Annotated in this window: 9 protein-coding genes; 8 read left to right on the top strand and 1 reads right to left on the bottom strand. The window is 72.0% G+C overall.

Going from position 1 to position 10,767, the window contains the following annotated elements; genetic code table 11:
• Positions 1-333 precede the first annotated feature (333 nt).
• The 5 genes from SZN_RS31590 (at position 334) to SZN_RS31570 (ending at position 6,924) form a co-directional block, all read left to right on the top strand.
• Entirely contained in the window at positions 334-1,650 is a 1,317-nt protein-coding gene (locus SZN_RS31590) for an ABC transporter substrate-binding protein (RefSeq protein ID WP_007503021.1), read from the top strand.
• A 5-nt stretch (positions 1,651-1,655) separates the two neighbouring features.
• Complete coding sequence (locus SZN_RS31585) at positions 1,656-2,645, top strand: carbohydrate ABC transporter permease (RefSeq protein ID WP_043734140.1); 990 nt, start codon at positions 1,656-1,658, stop codon at positions 2,643-2,645.
• A gap of 7 nt (positions 2,646-2,652) precedes the next feature.
• Complete coding sequence (locus tag SZN_RS31580; RefSeq protein WP_007503019.1) at positions 2,653-3,492, top strand: carbohydrate ABC transporter permease; 840 nt, start codon at positions 2,653-2,655, stop codon at positions 3,490-3,492.
• A 29-nt stretch (positions 3,493-3,521) separates the two neighbouring features.
• On the top strand, positions 3,522-4,886 hold the full coding sequence (locus tag SZN_RS31575) for a GH1 family beta-glucosidase (RefSeq protein ID WP_007503018.1): 1,365 nt from the start codon (positions 3,522-3,524) through the stop codon (positions 4,884-4,886).
• 166 nt (positions 4,887-5,052) lie between these two features.
• Complete coding sequence (locus tag SZN_RS31570; protein ID WP_007503017.1) at positions 5,053-6,924, top strand: discoidin domain-containing protein; 1,872 nt, start codon at positions 5,053-5,055, stop codon at positions 6,922-6,924.
• A gap of 90 nt (positions 6,925-7,014) precedes the next feature.
• Here SZN_RS31570 and SZN_RS31565 read toward each other — a convergent pair whose 3' ends face one another.
• Complete coding sequence (locus SZN_RS31565; RefSeq protein WP_007503016.1) at positions 7,015-7,773, bottom strand: CDP-alcohol phosphatidyltransferase family protein; 759 nt, start codon at positions 7,771-7,773, stop codon at positions 7,015-7,017.
• 108 nt (positions 7,774-7,881) lie between these two features.
• On the opposite strand from SZN_RS31565, the gene SZN_RS31560 reads away from it, so the two are divergent.
• From SZN_RS31560 to SZN_RS31550, 3 genes are all read left to right on the top strand, one after another.
• Positions 7,882-8,865, top strand: a complete 984-nt coding sequence (locus SZN_RS31560; protein ID WP_007503015.1) for a zinc-dependent alcohol dehydrogenase — start codon at positions 7,882-7,884, stop codon at positions 8,863-8,865.
• 151 nt (positions 8,866-9,016) lie between these two features.
• Positions 9,017-9,415: a 6-pyruvoyl trahydropterin synthase family protein gene (locus SZN_RS31555; RefSeq protein ID WP_007503014.1), complete on the top strand. Its 399-nt coding sequence runs from the start codon at positions 9,017-9,019 to the stop codon at positions 9,413-9,415.
• The gene (locus SZN_RS31550; RefSeq protein ID WP_007503013.1) at positions 9,412-10,692 is read left to right on the top strand and encodes a glycosyltransferase family 4 protein; all 1,281 of its coding nucleotides are present in this window, start codon (positions 9,412-9,414) and stop codon (positions 10,690-10,692) included. Before SZN_RS31555 ends, SZN_RS31550 begins: the two co-directional genes overlap by 4 nt.
• Positions 10,693-10,767: the final 75 nt, after the last annotated feature.

Below are 10,767 nucleotides of genomic sequence, written 5' to 3'. Positions count from 1 at the left end.
GAGGCGGCGGCCCGGGAGGCGGCGGCGCCCAGCACGGCGGGGGCGGCCGTGGCGGCCGCGGCGGCGCCCAGCAGGGTGCGGCGGCCGATCTCGGGGCGGGGGGAGTGCGCGGAGGACTCAGGCATGGGGCGGCTCTCCTGGTTCAGGAAATGAACATGGTGGGGTTTCGGGAGCGCTCTCTCGCCGCTGAATGGTTCAACCGCGAAACGCTGGAGTCAAGAGGTTCGACCAGAGTCGGGCTCCCGCGTCGAAAGCCTTGACGCGGCCTCGTCCAGGGGCTTAACTCACGCTCTAAATTAAGCAGCAGTACTCCCGGAAGGGACACCTGGAGCCATGCGCACTGAGCGGACCGCGGCCGTAGCTGCCGTCACCATGTCTCTCGCCCTGGCCGCAACGGCCTGCGGAGGCGGTTCGTCGACCGGCGGCGGGTCCGACGACTCGCCGAAGACGCTGACGTACTGGGCCTCGAACCAGGGCGCGAGCGTCGAGGTCGACAAGAAGGTCCTCCAGCCCGAGCTCGACAAGTTCGAGAAGCAGACGGGCATCAAGGTGAAGGTGGAGGTGGTCCCCTGGTCGGACCTGCTCAACCGCATCCTCACCGCGACCACGTCCGGCCAGGGGCCCGACGTGCTCAACATCGGCAACACCTGGAGCGCCTCGCTCCAGGCCACCGGCGCCCTGCTGCCGTGGACCGCCGAGAACTTCGGCAGGATCGGCGGCAAGGACCGGTTCGTGGACTCCGCGCTCGGCTCGACCGGCGCCGAGGGCAAGGACCCGGCGGCGGTGCCGCTGTACTCGATGGCCTACGCCCTCTACTACAACAAGAAGATGTTCGCCGACGCGGGCATCTCCAAGCCGCCGGCCACCTGGGACGAGTTCAGGGCGGCCGGGAAGAAGTTCTCCAAGGGCGGCAAGTGGGGCCTGGGAGTGGAGGGTTCGAACCTCTCGGAGAACATCCACCACGCCGTCGTCTTCGCCAAGCAGCAGGGCGCCGAGTTCTTCACGCCCGACGGCAGGCCCGACTACACCAACCCCAAGGCCGTCACCGGCGTCAAGCAGTTCGTCGACCTGATGGCCAAGGACAAGATCATCGCGCCGGGCAACGCGGAGTACGCCCAGAACCAGTCCGTCAGCGACTTCGCCAAGGGCAGGACGGCCATGCTGCTGTGGCAGTCGGCCTCCGCCAACCTCACGTCGCAGGGCATGAGCGAGGACGCCTACGGCATCGCCCCGGTGCCCGTCCAGTCCGGCACCCCGGGCACCGGCACCGGCGTCAACTCGATGGTCATGGGCATCAACATGGCCGTCTTCAAGAACACCGACAACCTCGACGGTGCCACGAAGTTCGTGAAGTTCATGACGAGCGACGGCGAGCAGAAGATCCTCAACCAGGCGTACAGCTCGATCCCGCCCGTCAAGGGCGCCCAGGCCGACCCGGCCTTCAACACCCCGGCGAACGCGGTCCTGAAGGACACCCTCGCCAAGAGCGCCATCGCCGCTCCCCAGGTCGCCGAGGAGTCGCAGTTCGAGACGACGGTCGGTACGGCCGTCAAGTCACTGTTCGCCGACGCGGCCGCCGGCCGGCCGGTGACCGAGGCGTCCGTGAAGGCCGCCCTGGACAAGGCCCAGCAGCAGATGCCGACGAAGTGAGCACGATGACGACGACGGTCCCCGACGAGGCCGCCGAGCGTCACACATCCCCCGGGACGGCGGACGGACCCCGCCGCCGTCCCGGGCGGATCCGCCGCATCGGACTGCCCTACCTGCTTCTGCTCCCCGCACTGCTCCTGGAACTCCTGGTCCACCTGGTGCCGATGGTCATCGGCATCGTCATGAGCTTCAAGACGCTCACGCAGTTCTACCTCCGCGACTGGACCACCGCGCCCTGGAGCGCCTTCGACAACTACCGCACGGCGGTGGACTTCAACGCCCCGGTGGGCGAGGCGCTGCTGAAGTCGTTCACGGTCACGCTCACCTTCACGCTGCTCTCGGTCGGCCTGTGCTGGCTCATCGGCACCACCGCCGCGCTCTACATGCAGGAGAACTTCCGCGGCCGGGGCGTGCTGCGGGCCCTGTTCCTCGTGCCGTACGCGCTGCCCGTCTACACCGCCGTCATCACCTGGGTCTTCATGTTCCAGCGCGACAACGGCCTGGTGAACAAGGTGCTGTACGACCAGCTCGGCCTCACCGACAAGCCGCTGTTCTGGCTCATCGGCGACAACAGCTTCTACGCGCTGCTGACGGTGTCGGTGTGGAAGGGCTGGCCGTTCGCCTTCCTCATCGTGATGGCCGGACTCCAGAACATCCCCAGGGAGCTGTACGAGGCCGCCGCCCTGGACGGCGCCGGCATGCTCCAGCAGGTCCGCCGCATCACGCTGCCGTCCCTGCGCCCGGTCAACCAGGTGCTGGTCCTCGTGCTGTTCCTGTGGACGTTCAACGACTTCAACACGCCCTACGTCCTGTTCGGGAAGTCGGCGCCCGAGGCCGCGAACCTCATCTCGATCCACATCTACCAAGCCAGCTTCGTCACCTGGAACTTCGGCACCGGATCGGCGATGTCGGTGCTCCTGCTGCTGTTCCTGCTCGTGGTGACGGGCGGATACCTCTGGTTCACCTCGCGCGGACGGAGGACCGCCGATGTCTAGCTCCCCGATGGCGCCGCCGCGCTCGTTCCGCTGGTCCCGCCGGATCTTCCTCACGCTGCTCACCGGCTTCGTGCTGCTGCCCGTCTACGTGATGGTCTCCAGCTCGCTCAAGCCGCTGGCCGACGTCACGGGCCGGTTCCGCTGGCTGCCCAGCGAGTTGACGATCCGCCCCTACATCGACATCTGGTCGACCGTGCCGCTCGCCCGGTACTTCGTGAACTCGCTGGTCGTGGCGGGCGCGGCGACGGTGTTCTCGGTGGTCATCGCGGTGTTCGCGGCCTACGCCGTCAGCCGCTACGAGTTCCGCGGCAAGCGCGTCTTCACCGTCACCGTGCTGTCCACGCAGATGTTCCCGGGCATCCTGTTCCTGCTCCCGCTGTTCCTCATCTACGTCAACATCGGCAACGCCACCGGCATCGCCCTGTTCGGCTCGCGCGGCGGTCTGATCCTGACGTATCTGACCTTCTCGCTGCCGTTCTCGATCTGGATGCTCATCGGGTACTTCGACTCGGTGCCGCGCGACCTGGACGAGGCGGCGACGGTCGACGGCTGCGGCCCGCTCGGCGCGCTGTTCCGGGTGGTCGTGCCGGCCGCCGTGCCCGGCATCGTCGCGGTCGCCGTCTACGCGTTCATGACCGCCTGGGGCGAGGTGCTGTTCGCGTCGGTGATGACGAACGACACCACCCGCACCCTGGCCGTCGGCCTCCAGGGCTACTCCACGCTCAACGACGTCTACTGGAACCAGATCATGGCCGCCTCGCTGGTCGTGAGCCTCCCCGTGGTGGCCGGCTTCCTCCTCCTCCAGCGCTATCTCGTCGCCGGCCTGACCGCGGGCGCCGTCAAGTGACCCCACGCACCCGTCCTGAAGGGATCTCCGTGTCCGACCGCATCGACCTCGCCGCACTGCCGCACGACTTTCTGTGGGGCACCGCCACAGCGGCGTACCAGATCGAGGGAGCCGTCGCGGAGGACGGCCGTGCCCCGTCGATCTGGGACACCTTCTCGCACACCCCGGGCAAGACCGACAACGGTGACACCGGCGATGTGGCCTGCGACCACTACCACCGCTGGCGCGAGGACATCGGCCTGATGCGCCGGCTCGGCACGAACGCCTACCGGTTGTCGGTCGCCTGGCCGCGCGTCGTGCCCGGCGGCACCGGCCCGGTCAACGCCAAGGGGCTCGCCTTCTACGACGAGTTGGTCGACGCGCTGCTGGAGGCGGGCATCACCCCGTCCGTCACCCTCTACCACTGGGACCTGCCGCAGGCGCTCCAGGACCGGGGCGGCTGGCCCGAGCGGGAGACCGCCGAGCACTTCGCCGAGTACGCCTCGGTGGTGGCGGCCCGGCTCGGCGACCGCGTCCGGCACTTCGCGACCCTCAACGAGCCCTCCTGCTCGGCCTGGATCGGCCATCTGGAGGGCACGATGGCCCCCGGTCTGACCGATCTGACGGCCGCCGTGCGCGCCTCCTACCACCTCCTGCTGGGGCACGGCCTGGCCACCGCGGCGATCCGCGCGGCCGCGCCCGGCGCCGAGGTCGGCATCGTCAACAACCTCTCGACGGTGTTCGCCGCGGGCGACCGCCCCGAGGACGAGGCCGCCGCGCGCCGCCAGGACGGCCACGTCAACCGCTGGTGGCTCGACCCGGTCCACGGCCGCGGCTTCCCGGCCGACATGGTCGAGACGTACGGCGTCGACCTCCCCGAGCGGGCCGGCGACCTCCGGACGATCGCCGCGCCGCTGGACTGGCTGGGCCTGAACTACTACTTCCCGGCCCATGTCGTCGACGACCCCGGGGGCCCGGCGCCGTACGCCCGCGCGGTGCGCCGCCCGGACGTGCCGCGCACCGGCATGGACTGGGAGATCGACGCGAGCGGCATCGAGACGCTGCTGCTGCGGCTGACCGGCGAGTACGCGCCGCGCAAGATCTACATCACCGAGAACGGCTCCGCCTTCCCGGACGTCGTCCGCCCGGACGGGACGGTCGACGACCCGGAGCGCCAGGACTACCTGGTGCGCCACCTCGCCGCCTGTGCCGCCGCGGCCCGCAAGGGCGCCCCGCTGGCCGGGTACTTCGCGTGGTCGCTGCTGGACAACTTCGAGTGGGCGTACGGCTACGCCAAGCGCTTCGGGCTCGTCCACGTCGACTACGGCACCCAGGTCCGCACGATCAAGGGCACCGGGCACCGGTACGCGGACATCGTCGGCGCCCATCGCAGCCGGGTGCGCCGGGCGGCCTGATCCCGGACGCGGCGGGCGCGGGGACCGGAGCCCGCGCCCGCCGTCCCGCGGGAGCGCTCCCGCTCCGGTGCCGGCAAGGAAACCGTCCTGCGATCTGCCCTGCGCACGTCTGATCGACTGTCATGCACGCGACAAGATCGACCTCACCGACCCTCAGGAGAGCCGCATGCCGACCCGTTTCCCCCGCACCCTCCTCGCCGCCCTCGCGACGGCAGCCCTGCTGTCCTCCGGCACGCTCGGCGCCCCCGCGACCGCCGCACCGGCCGCCGCGGCCTGGGACACCGACCGCGCCGGTGCCGCCTACGCCGCCGCCCCCGCCTCCGTCACCGCGTCCGGCAGCGAGAACGCCGCGACCGCCCCCGGCCTCGCCTTCGACGGCGACGGCGCCTCCCGCTGGTCCAGCGACTTCGCCGACGGCGCCTGGATCCGCGTCGACCTCGGCGCCACGATCCGGATCGACCGCGTCGTCCTGGACTGGGAGGCCGCCTACGGCAAGCGCTACGTCCTGGAGGTCTCGAAGAACGGCACCGACTGGACCCCCTTCTACACGGAGACCGCGGGCACGGGCGGCACGGTCACCGCCCAGACCTACCCGCAGGAGGTCACCGGCCGCTACGTCCGGATGCGCGGCGTGGAACGCGCGACACCGTGGGGCTACTCCCTCTACTCCTTCAGGGTCTACGGCGGCGAACGGGCACCCGCGTCGACCACCCGCACCAACCTCGCCCTGAACCACCCCGCCTACACCAACTACTACCAGCACGCGGGCAATTCACCGGCGTTCGTCACCGACGGCGGCTGGCCCGCCAACCTCAAGGACGACGCCACCCGCTGGTCCAGCGACTGGAACGCCGACCGCTGGATCTCCGTGGACCTCGGCGCCACCTCCACGATCACCTCGGTGGACCTGTACTGGGAGGCGGCCTACGCCGTCGACTACGAACTCCAGGTCTCCGACGACAACCGCACCTGGCGCACGGTCGCCCGCCCCTCGGCCGCCGAGGTCGCCGCCCGCCGCGCCGACGTCAGGTCACCGGCCGAGGCGGTGGGTCTGCGCGACACCGTCACCCTGCCCTCCCCGGCGACCGGCCGCTACGTCCGCGTGCTCGGCAAGGAGCGCCGCAGCTTCTACAACCCCGCGCCCGCGACGGCCCAGTTCGGCTACTCCCTCTACGAGTTCCAGGTCTGGGGCACCGGCGGCAGCGCCGACGCCGCCTACCCGGCGCTGCCCGCGGAGCAGCCGGGCACCTACCGGACCGCCTTCTTCGACGACTTCACCGGCGCCGCGCTCGACCGCTCCAAGTGGCGCGTGGTGCGCACCGGCACGGAGATGGGCTCGGTCAACGGCGAGTCGCAGGCGTACGTCGACTCCACCGACAACATCCGCACCGAGGGCGGCAACCTGGTCCTGCGCGCCAAGTACTGCAAGGGCTGCACCAAGGCCGGCGGCGGCACCTACGACTTCACCTCCGGCCGCATCGACACCAACACCAGGTTCGACTTCACCTACGGCCGGGTCAGCGCCCGGATGAGGCTCCCCGTCGGCGACGGCTTCTGGCCCGCGTTCTGGATGCTCGGCAGCAACGTCGACGACCCGTCGGTGTCCTGGCCCGCCTCCGGCGAGACCGACATCATGGAGGCCATCGGCTACCGCGACTGGACCAGCACCGCCCTGCACGGCCCCGGCTACTCCGCCGACGGCAACATCGGCGCCCGCCAGACCTTCCCCGGCGGCGGCTCGGTCGACCAGTGGCACACCTACGCCGTCGAGTGGACCCCGACCGCCATGCGCTTCTTCGTGGACGACCGGCTGGTCCAGGAGACGACCCGCAACAAGATGGAGTCCACCCGCGGCCAGTGGGTCTTCGGCGGCAACCAGTACGTGATCCTCAACCTGGCCCTCGGCGGCGCCTACCCGGCCGGCTGGAACCAGGTCACCACCCCCTACTGGGGCCTGCCCCAGTCCAGCGTGGACCGCATCGCGGGCGGCGCGGTGCAGGCCGAGGTGGACTGGGTGAGGGTCGAACAGAAGCGCTGACCCCCGCCCAACGGCGTCCCGGGTCCGCCGGACCCGGGACGCCGTTCGGCACCGGACGCCGCACCGGACGCCGCCCGGCGGTTCACGGGCTCAGGACGCGACCAGCCGCGGTACCTCGGGTACGCCCGTGTGCCGGGTGCGCGAGGTGCGGTGGAGCCAGAGCACGTCACGGCCGAAGGACCACACCAGCGCCGCCAGGGCCAGCGCCGTCACCGCGCACGTCCCCACCAGGGGCAGCAGGCCCGAGGCGGCCAGCAGCAGGAACACGCCCTGCATCGCGGCCACCGTCTTGCGGGCCGTGCTCGGCGGGAGCGCGGCGTTCAGCCACGGCCACAGGCGGGCGGCGGCCACGAAGCCGTAGCGCATGACGCCGATCAGCAGCACCCACGGGCCCAGCGACATCGACACGTACACGCTCAGCACCAGGATCAGGAACGCGTCCACCTCCATGTCGAAGCGGGCGCCCAGCGCCGTGGAGGTGCCGGTGCGGCGGGCCACCCTGCCGTCCACGCCGTCCAGGATCAGCGCCACCGCGGTCAGCCCGACGAACAGCGTCACCGGCGGCGAGTCCTGGAAGGAGTCCGCGACCAGCGCGGTGACCCCGCCGACCAGCGTGGCGCGTCCGAGCGTGACCCGGTTGGCCGGGCCGAACGTCCGCAGCCGGGAGCGGTGCAGGGCCAGGGAGAGCAGCGCCCAGGAGGCGACGGCGAAGGCCAGGCCGGTCAGCCAGCCCGCCGGGCCCATCCCGATCGCCGATCCGAGCAGGGCCAGCAACAGGATCTGCACGCCCGCTCCCACGGCGGTCTCCTGCTGGACCAGCCTCGCGTCGTAAGTGTTGTTCAGGGCCACCGCAGATTCCTCCGGCCGGATGACAGAGTCGATCAAGGCCGCGTACTGTGCGCGACCTGTGCACACCTCGGTACGTGGGCAGATCGCAGATCGTTCAGGAGGATCCCGATGAACCGCACCGCGCGCGCGTTCTGGCTCCGCGCCCCGGGCGTGGGCGAGATCCGGGACGTGGCCCTGCCCGAACGGGGCGCCGGCGACGTCCTGGTGCGCGCGCTCTACTCGGGGGTCAGCAGGGGCACGGAGACACTCGTGTTCCGCGGCGGCGTCCCGCACAGCCAGTATGCGGCCATGCGGGCGCCCTTCCAGGAGGGCGACTTCCCCGCCCCGGTGAAGTACGGCTACCTGAGCGTCGGCGTCGTGGAGGAGGGGCCGGACGCGCTGGCCGGACGTACGGTCTTCTGCCTGTACCCGCACCAGAGCCGGTACGTGGTCCCCGCGAGCGCCGTCACCGTCGTCCCCGAGACCGTGCCCGCCCGGCGCGCCGTCCTCGCGGGCACGGTGGAGACCGCCGTCAACGCGCTCTGGGACGCGAGCCCCCTGGTCGGCGACCGGATCGCGGTCGTCGGCGGCGGCATGGTCGGCTGCTCGGTGGCCGCCCTGCTGGCCCGCTTCCCCGGCGTACGCCTGCAACTCGTCGACGCCGACCCCGCCCGCGCCGAGGTCGCCGCAGCCCTGGGCGCGGCCTTCGCCCGGCCCGAGGACGCGCTCGGCGGCTGCGACCTCGTCGTCCACGCCAGCGCCACCGAGCAGGGGCTCGCACGCTCGCTCGACCTGCTCGCCCCCGAGGGCACGGTCGTCGAACTGAGCTGGTACGGCGACCGGCGGGTCACCCTCCCGCTCGGCGAGTCCTTCCACTCCCGGCGGCTGACGGTCCGCAGCAGCCAGGTCGGCACCGTCTCGCCCGCCGCCCGCCCGGGACGCACCTACGCCGACCGGCTGGCCCTCGCCCTCGACCTGCTCGCCGACCCCGCGCTGGACGCGCTCATCACCGGCGAGAGCGCGTTCGAGGACCTGCCGGCGGTGCTGCCGAAGCTCGCCTCCGGAGAGGTCGCGGCGCTCTGCCACCGGGTCAGCTACACCGGCACCCCCTGACGGACCCGTCCGATCCGGCACGAGCAGGAGCGCCTGACCTGAGAAAAGAGTGAGAGCGCGCTGAACACGGCGAACCGGAGAGCCGTACTACACGGCATCCCCGGCGGCCATCGGCCGGGGACTAGGCGCACCGCACCTGGAGGGTCGTCCGTTGTTCAGCATCACCGTCCGCGATCACATCATGATCGCCCACAGCTTCCGCGGCGACGTCTTCGGACCCGCGCAGCGCCTGCACGGAGCGACGTTCCTGGTGGACGCCACCTTCCGGCGCGAGCAGCTGGACGACGACAACATCGTCGTCGACATCGGGCTGGCCACACGGGAACTGGGGGCCGTCGTCGGTGAGCTGAACTACAGAAACCTCGACAACGAACCGGACTTCGCGGGCGTCAACACCTCCACCGAGTTCCTCGCCAAGGTCATCGCCGACCGGCTGGCCGAGCGCATCGCCAAGGGCGCGCTGGGCGAGGGCGCCAGGGGGCTCGCCGGCCTCACCGTCACCCTCCACGAGTCGCACGTCGCGTGGGCGAGTTACGAGCGCGGCCTGTGACCGACGTGACCCTGGAGAAGGACACGGCCCCGCGCCGGACCGCGGGCACGCACGCGACGACTGCCCTCGGCCGGGGCCGGGCCCTGGACCGCGGGCCCGTCGCGGACCGGGCGGAGCAGGTCGCGCTCGGCTTCGTCCCCGTGCGCCACCCCGCCCTGAAGAACGCCGAGATCATCCCCATGTCCCTGCGTTCCGTCCACTTCGTGCTGCCCGGCGGCGTCCACGACCCGACCGCCCCGAGCGGCGGCAACGCCTACGACCGGCGGGTGAGTCTGGATCTGCCCGGCTTCGGCTGGCAGGTGCACCAGCACGCCGTGGACGGCGACTGGCCGCGCCCCGGCGCGGCGGCCCGCGCCGAACTCGCCCGTACCCTCGGGGAGTTCCCCGACGGCGCGGTCGTCCTGCTCGACGGGCTGGTGGCCTGCGGGGTGCCCGAGATCATCGTCCCGCAGGCGGAGCGGCTGCGCCTCGCGGTCCTCGTGCACCTCCCGCTCGGCGACGAGACGGGACTCGAACCCGCGGTGGCCGCACGGCTGGACGCCCTCGAACGCACCGTGCTGCGCGCGGTCCCCGCCGTCGTCGCGACCAGCGACTGGGCGGTCCGCCGCCTCGTCTCCCACCACGGCCTCGCCCCCGAACGGGTCCACGCCGCCGCCCCCGGCGCCGACATCGCGCCCCTCGCCCCCGGCACCGACGGGGTGTCGCGGCTGCTGTGCGTCGCCGCCGTGACCCCGCGCAAGGGCCAGCACCGGCTCGTGGAGGCCCTGGCCGCCGTCCCCGAGCTGCCCTGGACCTGCGTCTGCGTCGGCGGGCTGAACCACGACCCGGCCTACGTGTCCGGCCTGCGGTCCCAGATCGCCCGGCACGGCCTGGAGGACCGGCTGGTGCTGGCGGGCCCGCGGTCCGGCGCCGCCCTCGACGCCAGCTACCACAGCGCCGACCTGATGGTGCTCGCCTCCTACGCCGAGACCTACGGCATGGCGGTCACCGAGGCCCTGGCGCGCGGCGTCCCGGTGCTCGCGACGGACGTCGGCGGGCTGCCCGAGGCGGTCGGCCGGGCGCCCGACGGCGGCGTCCCCGGCATCCTCGTCCCGCCGGAGGACCCCGCCGCGATCGCCGCCGAACTGCGCGGCTGGTTCGGCGAGCCGGACGTACGGCGCCGGCTGAAGGCGGCGGCGCGCGGACGGCGGGCCGCGCTGAACGGCTGGGCCGGCACGGCCCGCAGCCTGGCCGCGGTCCTGGGCCGGCTGCCGAACGAACCCCGGAGGGCGGCATGAGGAAGACGGCGACCACCCGGCCCCAGGCCCCGGCGGACCCGGCGGCGCCCGGGAACGCTCCGGCGGCGCCCGCCG

Origin of the sequence: Streptomyces zinciresistens K42, from assembly GCF_000225525.1 — a bacterium.
Lineage (GTDB): Bacteria > Actinomycetota > Actinomycetes > Streptomycetales > Streptomycetaceae > Streptomyces > Streptomyces zinciresistens.
The sequence above is the reverse complement of the archived record's forward strand: the minus strand, read 5'-3'. Positions and strand labels throughout refer to the sequence as shown.